The sequence below is a fragment of the Alteromonas sp. S005 genome, from assembly GCF_036864475.1.
Lineage (GTDB): Bacteria > Pseudomonadota > Gammaproteobacteria > Enterobacterales > Alteromonadaceae > Alteromonas.
On record NZ_JAZETN010000003.1, the window covers coordinates 279,841 to 294,753 of the forward strand.

Below are 14,913 nucleotides of genomic sequence, written 5' to 3' on the forward strand. Positions count from 1 at the left end.
ACTAAGCACGAACGTAAACAAATAGTAGACGGTCAGTTTAAGCGCAACGCTCTATACCGAATTAAACTTAATTAACCAGAACGTTACCTTGTTTGATAGAATATTCGAGGTCATTTGCGGTCAGCGTCCTGAACGCTTTGTATAAAACGTACGAAAGAAAACTCGTAAAAATGACGCAAGTGAATTGTAATAGATAAAAAGCGGTTTACAATTTAACTATACCACCCAGAGAACGAAGAGGTTAACCATGTCTCAATCAGTAATGACAATGTTGAAAAACGGTCAGCAGTACATGAAGACATGGCCTGTGAGAAAAGAACTCTACGCTTTCTTCCCAGAGTGCAGGGTTGTTGCCGCCACCAAGTTTGGCATTAAAACGATGCCGCCGCTTGCTATGGTGTCGTGTGCACTTTTATATCAAAATTTAGGCACAGATTACCTTCCACAAACCATAACAATAGGCGCTTTCTTTCTAAGCTTACCCATGCAGGGCTTGCTATGGTTAGGACATCGCTCAGATCAATATCTTCCACCACAGCTAAAAAGCTGGTATCAGGAAATTCATTCTAAAATGCGCATCCAAGGAGTGAATATCAGTAATGCTAAATCTAAGCCTAAGTACAAGGAGTTAGCTCAACTGCTTAAAACTGCTTTCAATGACTTAGACAATGCGTTCACTAAGCATTGGTTTAATTAGATTTAGACACCTAAACCAAAACGGATGTAGCCTGTAAAAGTTCGGTTTGCCGTTACCTCTGAAATGGATAACGTTTAGGCGGCTCGCAGCAAACTCTGACACTTTCGACATCTATACTGCGCACCTTTTAAGATATTATTATGTCTTCGCGTAGATAGTGCATAGTTGTCGCAGTCGCAAACGTATTGAAAGGTTTTAGTTACACGTTTCACATCGAACTGGTGTGTAGCGGCAGGTGTACGGTTATAAACTCTTTGCATAACCGATTGCCATTCTTTGCCATGAGGTTGAACCTTTCCAAATAACGTCCACACCAATAAGTGACTTACTTCGTGAGGTATCACATCGTTTATGAAGGTATCGACATTTTCTTTGAAAAGAATAGGGTGAAAGTTCAGGCGGTTTTGCTGTAAAAACGCCGTGCCAGCATTCCTACCTGAACGTCTAAACGTAATGGTAGGACGTTCAAACGTTCGGTTGAAGTAACGCTCTGCTTGTTCAAAACAATAAAAAACAGCGTCGGTAATAACGCGACGCTGTTCATTACTTAAATCATTTGAAGCGATGTTCCTGCCTCACTCTATGTCTTTGCATAGTTAACTGAATCTAATGTTAACTGTATTTAATGTTAACTACTCGACATCACAAGGTAAACAAAGCACGTAGGTGCCTTTAGGGTCGTTTAGCTTATTCACTAAACTAAACTCTTTAAGTACTCGCTTGAACTCGTTAACTAGTGACGAGTCGGCGTGAGCAAACTGCCACTTTCCTACAAACGTCATAGCTTGACCGAAAAACTCTTTCCAGAAAATTTCCTGTGCGGTTAACGTGCGCTGTACATATAAAGTGTCATAGTTCTCAAGTTCTGCAATCTCTGCGGCGGCAGCGACAGCGTCATCAAGTGTTCCTAACTGGTCAACTAAACCTAGTTCAATTGCATCTTCACCAATCCATACACGACCTTGTGCAACGCTATCCACTTCCTCAACTGACATACCTCGAGCGTTAGACACTAGAGATAAAAAGTTGCCGTAGGTGTTTTCAACGTTACGCTGAAGAATTTGACCAAACTCTGGTGCAAGAGGGCGTACAGTAGAGAAACCAGCAAGTTCCGTTGAGCCCACACCATCACTGTGAATGCCTAAATAGTCGAGTGAATTTTCGTATGTCATGAACATACCGAACACGCCGATAGAGCCTGTAATAGTACTTGGGCTTGCAATTATTTTGTCAGTACTTGCCGCTATCCAATAACCACCAGATGCTGCGTAAGTGCTCATAGACGCGATAACTGGCTTACCGGCTTGCTGAAGCTGTAGAACTTCCTGGCGAATGATTTCAGAGGCAAACGCACTGCCACCGGGCGAGTCTATTTGAAGTACAACAGCTTTCACGTTGTCATCTAAGCGCGCTTTTCTCAATAGGCGAGCGGTACTGTCTCCGCCTATCGAGCCTGCTTTTTGATTGCCGTCTAAAATAGTTCCTTTAGCAACAACAATAGCCACTTTATCCATGTCTGACTCAATAACAGGCATAGGTGGATTAACAACTTTAAGGTACGATTTAAATGTAGTGAGGTTCACCCCATGGTTGTTATCACCTTCGCCCACTAACTCGGTTAATTCTAATCTCACTTCCTCGCGAGTTTTCAGCGCATCAACCCAGTTGTTTTCTAGGGCATAACGAGCAAAGTCACCACCTGCCGCTTCAAACTTTGCCAAAAGGCCTTGAAGAGTTTCATCGAAATTTGCTTCATCGATACCGCGAGCGGTTGCAACGTCAGCTTTATATTGTGCCCAATAGCCGTCTAACCATTGCTTTTCAGCTTCTTTAGCTTCTTCAGACATATCGTTTCGCATGATAGGCTCAACAGCAGACTTATACGTTCCTACACGGAAGATATGTGTTGTTACTTTTAGTTTTTCTAGCATGTCTTTAAAGTACATGCCGTAGCGCCCGTAGCCCTCAAACATTAATCCGCCCATTGGGTTTAAATAGATGTTGTCTGCGTGAGCTGCTAAATAGTATTGGTCTTGCGAGAAGTAATCGCCGATGGCGTAAACGGGTTTTCCTGATTCCTTAAATGCGTCGATAGCGTTAGCAACACTGCGCAGTTTATCTAAACCGCCACCTGTTAGCCCGTGAAGGTCAAGCACTAGGGCTTTTATACGTCGGTCTTTCTCGGCATTCTCCAGGACTTTTACAACATCGCGAACAAGCACTTCTGGGTTTTCAGGCTCACTGCCAAGCGATTCCTGCAAAAACTGTTCAAACGGGTCAATACTTTCTTTTTCAATGACTAGCTTACCGTTAAGCGTAAGAAACAGTGCGCTATCTTTATTCACTGACAACGGCTCATCGTCCTGACCGGCAATGGCGATAATCAATCCAACAAAAATAACAATGAATATCAAATTAAAGAAAAGTTTGCGGGTGAAGTTAAGCACCGTCCACAAGCCAATAAACAAGGATTTTGTCCAATTTCCTTTGGCTGCCATTTTTATCACTACCTTTTATGAATTAACTAATCAGAGCAAGACGAAACAGCTGTATCAAGCCCAATGTACTGCATTCTATTATGTTACCTAAATCGAGTAAGATCGCTAACTTAATTGTAATTTTTTGTAAGTGCTTGTGCCTTTTGTATCGCCAGTGCACAAAATCACAGTGCAGATGGCGCTGCTGTGCGCATGTTATCGTTTTGCCTCATCCTGGGCCAGCCACTTGCTAATTAGCTTGGCTATGCGCTGATGATCTTCTTCACTCATCAGCATGAGTAGTTTGCCGCTGCGCACTTTATAGTTTGCCTTCTCTTGGCCTTTTCGCATTATCCGAGAGAAAGAAGATGACTTATTTTTGTTAGGTGAAATTTTTTTCATATAGTGCCGTTCTTATTTTCTAAGCACATCGATTGGATAAAACAATGACACACCTCTATCAACAATTTGTTGCACGTCTACAGCTAGCTGACGGAATCCCATTACTTTTACTACGTCTATATTTAGCTCCAGTGATGATACAGGCTGGCTGGAACAAAGCATCTAGTTTCGAAAGTATAGTCGACTGGTTTGGGAACGATGATTACGGGCTTGGATTACCCATGCCTTTAGTGATGGCATTCCTTGCTACCGCCGCCGAGTTGGTAGGGGGCATTTTGTTGCTGTTTGGCGCGTTAACCCGGTTGGTGAGTATACCGCTTATGATAACAATGATCGTCGCCATGGTAAGCGTACATGCTGAAAATGGCTGGCTAGCCATAGCTGACGCTTCATCATGGTTAGCTGACGGTACTATTTTATTGAATGAGAGCATTATGGCTGCGCCAGAAAAACTGTCGGCCGCTAAGTCGCTGCTACAAGAGCACGGCCATTATGACTGGCTAAGCTCAAGCGGTAATTTTGTCGTACTCAATAACGGCATTGAGTTCGCGGCTACGTATTTCGTCATGTTGTTCGTTTTATTTATTTATGGCGGCGGGCGCTTTTTCAGCGTGGACTACTATTTTAGTAAAATGTTTAGTCGCAAAAAGAACTAATTTTACGATTAGCCACTCTCGGGATATTCACGTCAAAAGGCCGGAATTTTCTGGTCTTTTTCATTTATCAGCCGTAGGATCTACCACATAGTACGGGTATGCTTTTTAACTTAGCCATACCATTTTAGATACGCGCTAGCATATGGGCCAACAACCATATGAGCCAACAACGATATGAGTGAAAAGTAGGGACGTAAATGGACGCATTAACATTATTACTCAATAGAAGTTCTCAGCCTCGATTAGAAGCACCTGCGCCTAGTGGTGATGCTCTAGAGAATATCATGCAGGCAGCCCTTCGAGCACCAGATCACGCTTGCCTTACACCGTGGCGTTTTATTGTATGTACCGGCAAAGGGCTCGATAAACTTGGTGCACTGTATGAACAGTCTGCTATTGAAAATGAGAAATCGCAGAAGGAAATCGAGCGTGCCGTTCAGCTACCTCACCGTGCTCCTATGATTATCGTTGCAATTGCCAAGCACACTGAGCACGAAAAAGTACCGCGCGTTGAACAAATTGCCTCTGCTAGCTGTGGTGTGATGGCTATGCAGATGGCAGCGGTGGCGCAAGGTTTTAACGGAATGTGGCGCACCGGCAGCTATGCACATTGTGAAACAGTAAGAAACGGTTTAGGTTTAAGTAAAGACGATGAACTCGTCGGTTTTTTATATTTGGGCACGCCAGCATTTGAACCTGCGCCTAAGCCGCAGAGAAATAGTGATGACTACTTCGAATTTTGGCAGTAGGTGTTGGCTTTCTCGCTAAGTCATGCCTGAATCTGACCTATATAACGAGTTGTTTCAAATAGAGGTCTGTTGTTATCAATAAATAACAACAGACCTGACAAGCATTCTAAAACGATAGTTCTACGTTGTAGCCAGCAAACTTTCTAATATTAATAACGCGGTCGCCGTCTAGCATCCAATACTGACCTTTAACGCCCTGCAATACGCCACTAAACGACGGGTCCTTATCAAGATTCAAAGATTTTATCTTAACTGGGTATTCTTCTACAGGGTAGTGGATGTCGTGAATTGGCGTAGTAACTTCGGAAACAGCCTGAAGCCCTTTCTCTTGCTTTAGCGCTTCTAAATCATTTTCAATTTTGCTCATCAACTCTGATTTAACCTGCTCTAGGTCGACCTCACCGGGCTTTCCTTTGAGCATGGTGCGCCAATTAGTTTTGTCGGCAATATGGTCTTTGCATAAGGTTTCAACTAAACCGCTAGTCAGCCTGTCAGGCACGCGCAACATGACGGTAGCCTGGGTTGCACCTTGGTCCATCCATCGTGTAGATACACCATCTGTGACTTGACGGGTAATGCCTACTTTTACGGTGCCGGTATTTGCTAAGTAAACAAAGTGTTCGCTAAAGCAATGTTCTTCACCCCATTGAGGCTCTCTACACGTACCTTCGTGGTAGTGGCATTTTTCTGGTTTAATAATACAGCTATCACATTGAGCAAGTGAAATTAGACAGGGATAGCAATACCCTTGGTTAAAACTCTTCTTCGTTTTACGGTTACAGTGAACACAATTAATCTCACCGGAAAAAGTAACGGACACCTCTCTACCAATAAGCTCATTGATATCTAACAGTGCATCGCCGATAGGCAGCGTGTAATTAACTTTGTTATTTTCGTCTGCAGAGGTACGCATCTTTTTCAGCATACCTGAATAGTTTGTTGTCACTTTTTAAACCTTTATTCTTTGAAATCTTTCTAACTTGGCATTAGTGCTAAGTTTAAGTAAAACCTTCGGCATTAACCTTTTTTGGAAGATTAGTCGCTTAATTCGCCACGCAGATTTTTTGTTAGCAAATTGCACACTTCTTTAAAAGGAAGCCCTTTACTTAATAAATAGTGCAGTTTGGCAAGGGCGGCTTCAGGGGTCATATCGCTACCGGACAAGACGCCTACTTCCTGTAAACCGTGTCCTGTGGCATAACCACCCATATTCACGCGACCACGCATACATTGGGTGCAGTTTAAAACAGGTATTTCACGGGATTTAGCGTATTTAAGCTGCGCGATAAGTTCAGGGTTCTGAGGCGCATTCCCCACGCCGTAGCTTAGTAAAATTAACGCATTTACAGGCTGTTGCAGGGTATTTTTGATTACCTCAGGGGCAATGCCTGGGTATAAACTTACCATGCCGATAGGCTGTGCCGACACATTAGATACAGTTAAGTTATGAGTGGGAACTTTTGCTAATTCTCCCGCTTTAAGCCGGATATTTATGCCTGCCTCTAATAGAGGAGGAAAGTTAGGCGAGTCAAATGCGCTAAATCCGTCTGCATCCACTTTGCGGCTTCGGTTACCGCGTAACAGCCGGTTATTAAAGAAAAGCCCGACCTCAGCGATAGGAAAGTTTGCAGCTACAAACAATGCATTAAGCAGGTTAACTTGCCCGTCTGAACGAAGTTCAGCTAAAGGAATTTGTGACCCAGTCACTATCACTGGTTTTGACAAGTCTTCTAACATGAAGCTCAGTGCTGAGGCGGTGTAAGCCATCGTGTCGGTGCCATGCAATATGATGAAACCGTCATACTTGTCATAGTTATCGGCGATATCATCGGCAATACGCTGCCAATCCGTTGGATCCATATCTGACGAATCAATGAGATTGTCGTATTCGTGGAGCGTGAAAAGGGGCATTTCAGAGCGATGAAACTCTGGCATATTTTTAAGCGTGTCTGACAGGAAGCCAGCGGCTGGAACGTAGCCCTGTTTAGATGGCTTCATGCCAATTGTTCCGCCTGTATAGGCAATATAAATATGTTTGCGCATGAAAATGCTCTTACCCTTCAAAGCCCTTAAAAAGGGACTGCGTATTTTGAGGGCATTCTAACAATACCTACGGGTTTGTCACCCATAAATAGGGGGCATAAAAAAAGCGGCGAAACCCACCGCTTTGTGACGCTATTTTTAGTTAACGTGTTCTGCTTGCAGCGTAAGCTAAATAACCAAGTTATGAATTAACTAGAACTCTTTCCTTAGTCTTACTTAACTTAGCCTTATTTCACTTCTTTGCCCGCTGCCTGTTGGTCAGCGTGGTAGCTAGAGCGAACCATTGGGCCGCATGCTGCATGAGTGAAGCCAATCTCTTTAGCATAGTCACCTAGAGCATCGAACTCTTTCGGGTGAACATAACGTTTAACCGGGTAGTGGTGACGGCTTGGCTGAAGGTATTGACCTAAAGTAAGCATATCTACATCGTGAGCACGTAAGTCATCAAGTACGCCTTGAATCTCTTCGTTTTCTTCACCCATACCCATCATAAGGCCTGACTTAGTCATAACATCTGGGTGCTGTGCTTTGAACTTTTTAAGTAAGTCCAGTGACCACTGATAGTTTGCACCTGGACGGCACTCGCGGTATAAGCGCGGAATGGTTTCAAGGTTGTGGTTAAACACGTCGGGTACGCCGTTTTTGAAAATCTCAAGCGCACGGTCCATACGTCCACGGAAATCAGGGACTAACACTTCAATGGTTGTCGAAGGGCTGTGTTCGCGAATTGCGTTAATGCAGTCTACGAAATGTTGAGCACCGCCGTCGCGAAGGTCATCGCGGTCAACTGAAGTGATAACCACATAACGCAGGTTCATTTCAGCGATGGTTTTAGCTAGCTTTTCAGGTTCCTCTGCACTAGGCGGAAGCGGCTTACCATGGGCTACATCGCAGAAAGGGCATCGACGGGTACAAATGTCACCTAAAATCATGAAGGTGGCGGTACCGTGATTAAAACATTCTGCTAGGTTAGGGCAGCTTGCTTCTTCACACACAGAATGAAGGTTGTTTTTGCGCAAGGTTTTCTTGATGTGGTCAATTTTCTCGGTAGTGCGAGGAAGTTTGATTTTGATCCACTCGGGCTTGCGCAGCATTTCTTCCTTTTCTGTAGGAATAATGGTGACGGGTATGTGTTTTACTTTTTCATCATCGCGAAGTTTTACCCCCGCTTGAGGTCGTGCGTTACTCATCAAAACCTTCTTTATATGTTGGCTGTGCAAGGGAAAGCGCCTCTAGCAACAGGTGCGTTAATTCCTTACCAGCGGTTTCAAGTGTCGTTGGACCATTAAGGCGCGCGGTATCGATCATTTCCATACCGGCGTAACCACATGGGTTGATACGCTGAAACGGTGATAGGTCCATATTAACATTTAAAGCCAAACCGTGAAACGAGCAGCCATTACGTATTCTTAAACCTAGCGAACAGACTTTCTTCTCGCCAACGTACACCCCAGGCGCATCGGGCTTTGGGTAAGCCTTTACGTCATACTTGGCAAGTAGTCCGACCACTGCGTCTTCCATAGCAGTGACCAAATGACGTACGCCTAGTTTACGGCGCTTTATGTTAAGCATTAGATAAATGACTTGCTGGCCTGGGCCGTGATAGGTGACTTGACCGCCACGGTCAACCTGAACAACAGGAATATCACCAGGCATTAAAATATGCTCAGCTTTACCCGCTTGCCCTTGTGTAAATACCGCATCATGCTCTACAAGCCATATTTCATCTGGCGTATTCTGGTCGCGCTCATCAGTAAAGCGTTTCATCGCTTCAAATATTGGGGCATAAGGCTGACGACCTAGTTGGCGTACAATAACGCCATCTACGGTAGTCACTGTCGACTGCTCATTCACTTAAAGTACAACCCTTACAAGCTCTAACTTAGCTAATTCAGTGTAAATGGTTTCCATATGCTCTTTACTGGTAACTCGTACGCTCACAGACACCGAGTGGTAAGTACCTTTACTGCTTGGTTTTACTGTGGGTGAATAGTCGCCAGGCGCATGCTGCTGAAGACAGCCCACTACCTGTTGTGGTAGGTCTTCGTGGGCAACGCCCATTACTTTAAAGGTTTGGTTCGTTGGAAAATCTAGTAGTTCGTCGAAACGGGTATCCATGCGATATCCTTGGTACTTAAAATATCATATAAAAAAACGGCCAGATTGTAACAAATCTGGCCGCTTCACAACTAGCTTTTTAACGTTTTCAGTATAGTAACTTACTCGTCGTCAAAACCTAGCTGAAGCATAATGTAGTCTTTAGCGCGGTTAAAGAAGCTGCCTTCTTTGACTTCTTGAAGTGTTACCAACGGGTAACTTGCTACATCTTCACCATCTAGTTGTAGGTAGAGTTTCCCAACAACTTGTCCTTTTGCAAGTGGTGCTTCTAGCTTATCGTCAAGCTCAAAGTTAGCTTCTAAGTTTGCCGCCTGACCGCGTGGAATAGTAATGGGGGTAGATTGGTTGATTCCAAGGTCTACAGTTTCTCTATCGCCCATGTAGATACGATGTGCCACAAAACTATGGCCAGCTTCATATGGAGTAAGTGTTTCGTAAAAACGGAAGCCGTATTTAAGCAGCTTTTTGTTTTCAACTTTACGTGCACGTTCGCTGTCAGTACCCATAACTACAGAGATAAGGCGCATTCCGCCTTGCTCCGCTGATGTGATAAGGCTGTAACCTGCGTCTGACGTATGGCCAGTCTTGATGCCGTCAACGTTCAAGCTTTTATCCCATAACAGGCTATTGCGGTTGTATTGCTTGATGCCGTTATAAGTAAACTCTTTTTCGCTGTAAATTTTGTACATTTCTGGTGTCTCAGCAATAAGCGCGCGAGACAAAATGGCCATGTCACGTGGTGTAGTGTAGTGATCTGGGTCGTGCAAGCCGTGGGCGTTTACCCAGTTTGAACTTGTCATACCGAGTGACGCTGAGTGAGCATTCATCATGCTAGCAAACGCAGACTCTGAGCCCGCTACGTGTTCAGCCATTGCTACACAGGCATCGTTACCTGACTGTACGACGATTCCACGAAGCAAGTCACTTACAGAAACCTGTGTACCTACTTCAATGAACATTTTTGATGAATCTGGGAATTTTTTTGCCCATGCATTCTCAGAAATAGTAACTTCATCGTCCAGACTAATGTTGCCTGCTTGAAGCTCTTTACCAATGACATAAATAGTCATGATTTTGGTTAAGCTTGCTGGCGCAAGCTGCATATCTGCGTTTTTTGAAGCAATAACGTTACCGGTTTCATAGTCGGTAAGTAAAAAACCTTCTGCAGCTACAGTGGGGGCCGGAGGAGTAATTACTGCAGCGTTAGCCGTTTGTAGTAATGTCCCCATCACCACAAAGGCAAATGATAGTATTGACGGTTTAGCGCGTTGAATTATTCTGAGCATGGTTCTAATTTCTTTGACCGTTTTTCCGTGTAAGTTAAAGCTTACCCTGTTATTGCGATAACCGCGAAGCGAATACCCCAAAACATGGCTACCCAATTTTAGCTTTTATCCAGTTCGTAACCGAACTCTGACTATTTACCCATATCTTTGTGGGGCAATACGAGATCTTAACGAAAGGCTGTCTATAAGACTAGGTTTTATCAAAAAAGTTTACGGGATAGTAGGGATAAGACGAAGAAACCGTGATATTGCCTGCTGAATGACACAAAGCTGCCACAATATCGCTGATTTTATAAGCGGGTAATCAGATAAAGTTAATTAACCCCTGTTGTAAGTATTGTCGTGAGAAACATCTTGTGGGCTTGAATAAAGACAGATAAAACGGACTGGGTTATTAATAATTGCTACCGAAACTTATAGCGTTTGAGTAATCGCATAAGCGTTAGGGTAACCGTTTTGCTTTAATTGCTCGAGTACCTCAGCCACGACGGCTTCATCGTGAATAGGCCCAAGCTGGAGCTTGTAAATATTATTAGTTACCGGCAGGTGAGCGGGAACTTGATACAAAGCTGACAGTACGTTAGATATAGATTTTGCTTTTTCGGCATTTGAGAGCGCTGCAACTTGTATATAGACAGCATCGGAAACGGTATTGCTGCTCGGTTTAGTTGCTGTTTTATCAGCTGACGCTGGGTCAAGAGGAGGCTTAGGCGACGTACTGGCTATCTCAGGAGAAGGATTTACAGCTATGCCTAAGTATTCATCGTAGGTCACCGTTGGGTTATTACCTACGGTGACATTGTTTTGTTCGTCAAAATGGATAACTTCCAATTTAACTTTTGCAGTGCCTTTACTGTGATAGCCAAGTTTCACGGCGGCAGCGTAAGATAAGTCTATGATTCGGTTATCGTGAAATGGGCCGCGATCGTTAACGCGAACTATGGCTTGTTTATTGTTTTCCAAATTAGTAACACGTACGTAAGAGGGCAGCGGCAACGTTTTATGAGCGGCGCTCATAGCGAACATGTTATAAGTTTCACCATTTGAGGTTAAATGGCCATGAAACTTTTGACCGTACCAACTGGCATAACCTACTTCCTCGTAGCCTTTGCCGCTGTTCATAGGCGTATAATGTTTCCCCAATACTTTATATGGCCTGCTGTTGAACATACGGTAGGCTTCGTATTTCGGAACCGCGTCTAATGTTTCAGGCTTTTTTGCAACGTGTCTTGGTGCAGAATCTTGCTGTTGAGTGTATCGGCTAGATTGAGATGGTGCGCTTTGACATCCTGCTAGAACGAAGATGAAGAAAGCAGCCGTAGCGTAACCAAGTATGCGTTGGCTTGGGAAACTTGCGTTCGCCAAGCTCACTTTAGAAAAGCTCTCATAAACAAAATCAAATGTAGAAAAAAGGCGCTGCAACATACAAGTTATCGAGACATCAAACGTTTTTGAGTAGCAATGGCCATAAGAATGCCAAAACCTGCCATTAATGTCACCATAGAAGTGCCACCAAAACTGATTAATGGCAAGGGGACGCCAACTACAGGGAGCAACCCTGACACCATGCCCATATTAACAAACACATAAACAAAAAAGGTCAGCGTGATACTGCCGCCTAGTAATTTGGCGTAGGCGTCTTGTGCACGGCTAGAGATAATAAGTCCGCGTAAGATGATAAAGATGTAAATAGCCATAAGGCACATCACACCGTTAAGGCCAAACTCTTCACTGAAAACAGAAAAGATGAAATCTGTGTGTCGCTCTGGCAAAAACTCCAGCTGCGACTGGGTACCCTGCAGCCAGCCTTTACCGTCGACACCACCGGAACCAATGGCAATTTTAGATTGGATAATGTGGTAGCCAGAACCGAGGGGATCGCTTTCTGGGTTCAAAAAGGTAAGAACTCGTTGTTTTTGATAATCTTTCATTAAGAAAAACCACATGACAGGTGCGAATGCGCCAATAAGCCCGCCTACTATTGAAATAAGTCGCCAGCTCATACCTGCTAGAAATATGGCAAAGATTCCCGAACTCGCAATGAGCAGTGAAGTGCCTAAATCGGGCTGTTTAGCAATAAGAATGGTAGGCACCACCACTAGGCCAAATCCAACAATAATGTGAGTCGTGCGAGGTGGCATAGTGAATTTACCGATATACCACGCTACCATCATAGGTACGGCAAGCTTCATTAATTCAGAAGGCTGAAATCGAATAAACCCTAAATCGAGCCAGCGCTGTGCGCCTTTACCCATATCACCAAATAGCAATACGGCAACAAGCATGAGCAGACCTGCTCCGAATGCATAGGTCGAGAAAAACCTGAACACGCCCAAGGGAACTTGGGCTAAACCGAACATAACGATAAAGCTAAACCCCAGTCTGATAAACTGACGCTCCATTTGCTCCATGTCTTGGCCGGATGCTGAATATAACGTAAACAGTCCAACACAACTCAATACAAGTAAGCCGACGAACAGCCAGCCGTCAATATGAATGCGTTGAAGAAAACTCGTTTTATTAGGGTTTATCGTGGTTCGCTTCACTCGTTTGTCCCTAAATCATTACTGTTTGATGATGTGTCAGCTTTGACAGTTTCGAATACCCGGTCTCTAAAGTAAAAATCCATGATCTGACGGGCTACAGGGGCAGCGTTTTTACTTCCACCTCCTACATTTTCAAGAACAACGGTTACCGATATCTCTGGGTCGTCAAAAGGGGCAAAGCCCACATACATAGCGTTATCGCGAAGGCGTTCATCTATCTTACTGGCATCGTATTTTTCATTTTGCCCAACAGTAAATAGCTGTGCGGTTCCTGTTTTACCCGCAGAATCGTATGGCGTATCGGCAAACGCGTGACGCGCTCCACCTTCTTCGCCGCTTACCACATCACGCATAGCGTTCAACACGACATCCAAATTGTCTCGGTTTTTAATTTCTATGGGCCGAAGTGATTTTAGCGGGATCAAGTCGACAGAACTATCCGGGTTCATATAGCCGCGAATTATCTGCGGTATATAGCGTTCGCCAGCATTAATGAGAGTGTTGACTGATGTGTTTAACTGCACTGGGGTAGTCGTCCAATAACTTTGGCCTATACCAACAGGTATGGTGTCGCCAATGTACCAGGGTTGATTAAACCGAGCGCGTTTCCAGCCGCGGCTTGGCATATTTGCGTCAGACTCTTCGTACAAATCGATGCCGGTAAAATCGCCGAAGCCAAATTCATACATGGACTCGCTAATTTTATCGATGCCTAATTTATAAGCCAATTCGTAATAGTAGGTGTCACAAGAAACTTCTATGGCTTTTGATACATTGACTTTGCCGTGACCCCATCGACGCCAATCACGCCACACATGGGAAACATTAGGCAGTTTATAGCGCCCTGTGTCGTTTATCGTGTAGTCTTTCGTGATGACGCCTTCTTCGAGACCGACCAAACCTAAGTGGGGTTTAACGGTAGAGGCCGGGGGATACTGTCCTTGAGTTGCGCGGTTAATGAGTGGCCGGTCTGGAGAGTTCAAAAGCGCAGAGTAATTTTTACTGCTGATCCCGTGCACGAATAAATTTGGGTCATAGCTAGGGTTAGAATATAGGGCAAGAACACCACCGGTTTTTACATCGGTTACTACTACTGCGCCGCGCATGCCTTCTATTATTCGCTGAGCCTCTAATTGCAGCTCTAAATCTAGGTTTAGCACTATATCTTTGCCTGGTGTTGGTGGTTCAACACTCAATACACGAATAATACGGCCCTGATTATTCACTTCCACCTGCTGATAACCGACTTCACCGTGAAGCAGTTCTTCGTGATACTTCTCAATACCCAGCTTGCCAATATCGTGAGTGGCAGCGTAATTATCTTCTTGACCTGCTTCGACAAGCTTTTGCAAGTCGCGTTTATTGATACGTGCTACGTAACCGAGCGCGTGAGTAAGGGTTTCTTTGTACGGGTAGTGCCTAGCCAGACGGGCTTCAATTTGTACGCCTGGAAATTTATGCTTACTGGCAGAAAAAAGTGCTACTTCCTCTTCACTTAATTGTGTGCGAAGGGCAACGGGTTTAAATCTGCGGGTACCCTTAAGCGTGGATTGAAAGCGTTCTAACTCATCGCTTGTGATATCCATCAATTCAGTAAGGTCTGCAAGAGTTTGGTCGATATCATCGACCTGTTCGGGAATGACTTCTAGGCTAAAAACTGGACGGTTTTCAGCTAAAAGTACGCCATTTCGGTCGTAAATAAGACCACGGTTAGGCGCTATGGGTAAAACTTTTATTCGATTACCATTAGACCGAGTTTGGTAAGCGTCGAATTGGGTAACCTGCAAAGAATAGAGGTTGTTTAGTACAATGCCCAAAATGGCTACAACGATAATGAAAGCGATAGTCGCGCGGCGAGCGAACAAGTTCGCCTCAGCTGAATGATCGCGAATTGCTTGTCGTTTTCGTGGCATTGACATCCTTTGCATTAATGCAGCGA

At 44.3% G+C, this 14,913-nt stretch carries 15 protein-coding genes; 3 read left to right on the plus strand and 12 right to left on the minus strand.

Features of this window, described 5'->3' with window-relative positions; all coding sequences use genetic code 11:
- Positions 1–247: 247 nt before the first annotated feature.
- Positions 248–697, plus strand: coding sequence for a terminus macrodomain insulation protein YfbV (yfbV, locus tag V7R55_RS06475; RefSeq protein WP_334058365.1), 450 nt, complete (start codon positions 248–250; stop codon positions 695–697).
- A 74-nt stretch (positions 698–771) separates the two neighbouring features.
- Here the strand turns inward: yfbV and V7R55_RS06480 are convergent, their stop codons facing one another.
- The 3 genes from V7R55_RS06480 to V7R55_RS06490 all read right to left on the minus strand — a co-directional run bounded on the left by V7R55_RS06480 (position 772) and on the right by V7R55_RS06490 (position 3,576).
- A complete protein-coding gene (locus V7R55_RS06480; protein ID WP_334058465.1) occupies positions 772–1,263 on the minus strand; it encodes a SprT family zinc-dependent metalloprotease in 492 nt (163 codons plus the stop codon).
- Positions 1,264–1,329: 66 nt separating this feature from the next.
- Positions 1,330–3,195, minus strand: a complete 1,866-nt coding sequence (gene sppA, locus V7R55_RS06485; protein WP_334058367.1) for a signal peptide peptidase SppA — start codon at positions 3,193–3,195, stop codon at positions 1,330–1,332.
- Between the two features lie 195 nt (positions 3,196–3,390).
- Positions 3,391–3,576: a hypothetical protein gene (locus V7R55_RS06490; protein ID WP_334058369.1), complete on the minus strand. Its 186-nt coding sequence runs from the start codon at positions 3,574–3,576 to the stop codon at positions 3,391–3,393.
- Positions 3,577–3,620: 44 nt separating this feature from the next.
- Here V7R55_RS06490 and V7R55_RS06495 point away from each other — a divergent pair, with 44 nt between their 5' ends.
- Together V7R55_RS06495 and V7R55_RS06500 are read left to right on the plus strand one after the other, a co-directional pair.
- Positions 3,621–4,232 (plus strand): HvfX family Cu-binding RiPP maturation protein, encoded by a 612-nt coding sequence (locus V7R55_RS06495; protein ID WP_334058371.1) that lies wholly within the window; start codon positions 3,621–3,623, stop codon positions 4,230–4,232.
- A gap of 197 nt (positions 4,233–4,429) precedes the next feature.
- Positions 4,430–4,981 carry an NAD(P)H nitroreductase gene (locus V7R55_RS06500; protein WP_334058373.1) on the plus strand — a complete coding sequence of 184 codons (552 nt, stop codon included), beginning with the start codon at positions 4,430–4,432 and terminating at the stop codon, positions 4,979–4,981.
- Between the two features lie 106 nt (positions 4,982–5,087).
- Here the strand turns inward: V7R55_RS06500 and V7R55_RS06505 are convergent, their stop codons facing one another.
- The 9 genes from V7R55_RS06505 to mrdA form a co-directional block, all read right to left on the minus strand.
- Positions 5,088–5,927: a DUF2797 domain-containing protein gene (locus V7R55_RS06505; RefSeq protein WP_334058374.1), complete on the minus strand. Its 840-nt coding sequence runs from the start codon at positions 5,925–5,927 to the stop codon at positions 5,088–5,090.
- Positions 5,928–6,016: 89 nt separating this feature from the next.
- Positions 6,017–7,024, minus strand: a complete 1,008-nt coding sequence (gene ansA / locus V7R55_RS06510) for an asparaginase (RefSeq protein WP_334058376.1) — start codon at positions 7,022–7,024, stop codon at positions 6,017–6,019.
- 227 nt (positions 7,025–7,251) lie between these two features.
- Positions 7,252–8,214: a lipoyl synthase gene (gene lipA / locus V7R55_RS06515; RefSeq protein ID WP_179983312.1), complete on the minus strand. Its 963-nt coding sequence runs from the start codon at positions 8,212–8,214 to the stop codon at positions 7,252–7,254.
- Positions 8,207–8,860, minus strand: a complete 654-nt coding sequence (gene lipB, locus V7R55_RS06520; RefSeq protein ID WP_438823581.1) for a lipoyl(octanoyl) transferase LipB — start codon at positions 8,858–8,860, stop codon at positions 8,207–8,209. The genes lipA and lipB overlap by 8 nt, the downstream gene beginning before the upstream one ends.
- An 18-nt stretch (positions 8,861–8,878) precedes the next feature.
- A complete protein-coding gene (ybeD, locus tag V7R55_RS06525) occupies positions 8,879–9,142 on the minus strand; it encodes a DUF493 family protein YbeD (RefSeq protein ID WP_118495092.1) in 264 nt (87 codons plus the stop codon).
- Positions 9,143–9,243: 101 nt separating this feature from the next.
- Positions 9,244–10,428 carry a D-alanyl-D-alanine carboxypeptidase family protein gene (locus V7R55_RS06530; RefSeq protein ID WP_334058384.1) on the minus strand — a complete coding sequence of 395 codons (1,185 nt, stop codon included), beginning with the start codon at positions 10,426–10,428 and terminating at the stop codon, positions 9,244–9,246.
- A 414-nt stretch (positions 10,429–10,842) separates the two neighbouring features.
- Positions 10,843–11,853 carry a septal ring lytic transglycosylase RlpA family protein gene (locus tag V7R55_RS06535; RefSeq protein ID WP_334058386.1) on the minus strand — a complete coding sequence of 337 codons (1,011 nt, stop codon included), beginning with the start codon at positions 11,851–11,853 and terminating at the stop codon, positions 10,843–10,845.
- 5 nt (positions 11,854–11,858) lie between these two features.
- Entirely contained in the window at positions 11,859–12,974 is a 1,116-nt protein-coding gene (gene rodA, locus V7R55_RS06540; RefSeq protein ID WP_334058388.1) for a rod shape-determining protein RodA, read from the minus strand.
- On the minus strand, positions 12,971–14,887 hold the full coding sequence (gene mrdA, locus V7R55_RS06545; protein WP_334058390.1) for a penicillin-binding protein 2: 1,917 nt from the start codon (positions 14,885–14,887) through the stop codon (positions 12,971–12,973). The genes rodA and mrdA overlap by 4 nt, the downstream gene beginning before the upstream one ends.
- Positions 14,888–14,913: the final 26 nt, after the last annotated feature.

Bases quoted from the DNA above. Each gene is read 5' to 3' on its own strand.
- V7R55_RS06530 (WP_334058384.1), bottom strand. From the start codon at position 10,428: ATGCTCAGAATAATTCAACGCGCTAAACCGTCAATACTATCATTTGCC.
- yfbV (WP_334058365.1), top strand. From the start codon at position 248: ATGTCTCAATCAGTAATGACAATGTTGAAAAACGGTCAGCAGTACATG.
- V7R55_RS06500 (WP_334058373.1), top strand. From the start codon at position 4,430: ATGGACGCATTAACATTATTACTCAATAGAAGTTCTCAGCCTCGATTA.
- sppA (WP_334058367.1), bottom strand. From the start codon at position 3,195: ATGGCAGCCAAAGGAAATTGGACAAAATCCTTGTTTATTGGCTTGTGG.
- lipA (WP_179983312.1), bottom strand. From the start codon at position 8,214: ATGAGTAACGCACGACCTCAAGCGGGGGTAAAACTTCGCGATGATGAA.
- ansA (WP_334058376.1), bottom strand. From the start codon at position 7,024: ATGCGCAAACATATTTATATTGCCTATACAGGCGGAACAATTGGCATG.
- V7R55_RS06535 (WP_334058386.1), bottom strand. From the start codon at position 11,853: ATGTTGCAGCGCCTTTTTTCTACATTTGATTTTGTTTATGAGAGCTTT.
- mrdA (WP_334058390.1), bottom strand. From the start codon at position 14,887: ATGCCACGAAAACGACAAGCAATTCGCGATCATTCAGCTGAGGCGAAC.
- ybeD (WP_118495092.1), bottom strand. From the start codon at position 9,142: ATGGATACCCGTTTCGACGAACTACTAGATTTTCCAACGAACCAAACC.
- V7R55_RS06490 (WP_334058369.1), bottom strand. From the start codon at position 3,576: ATGAAAAAAATTTCACCTAACAAAAATAAGTCATCTTCTTTCTCTCGG.
- V7R55_RS06495 (WP_334058371.1), top strand. From the start codon at position 3,621: ATGACACACCTCTATCAACAATTTGTTGCACGTCTACAGCTAGCTGAC.